Genomic DNA, 257 nt, shown 5'->3' on the forward strand with positions numbered 1-257 from the left:
GTTGTGATCGGCCGGGTCCGGATCGAAGACCGACCCTTCGAAGACCAGCCTGAAGTCGTAATATTCCTCGGTGATATCCGTGGTCACGACGCCGCCCACCTGCGTGGCGAAGCCCGCGATCAACGAGCGCCCCAGCCCCGAGCCGACCACCGTTTCATGCGGCACGAAGGGCGTGCCGCATGTATTGACCACGCGCAGCGTCGCCTCGGTCTCGGTCGTGGCTTCCAGCGAGATCCGCAAGAACGCCTCGCCATTCT

The 257-nt window shown here is 64.2% G+C and carries 1 protein-coding gene; it reads right to left on the minus strand.

The features are described from left to right. The coding region (locus tag JI667_RS22225; RefSeq protein ID WP_206858695.1) for a hypothetical protein at window positions 1-257 on the minus strand (257 nt) is incomplete at both ends.

The organism is Bacillus sp. NTK074B (genome assembly GCF_017303375.1).
GTDB lineage: Bacteria > Bacillota > Bacilli > Bacillales > Bacillaceae_B > Rossellomorea.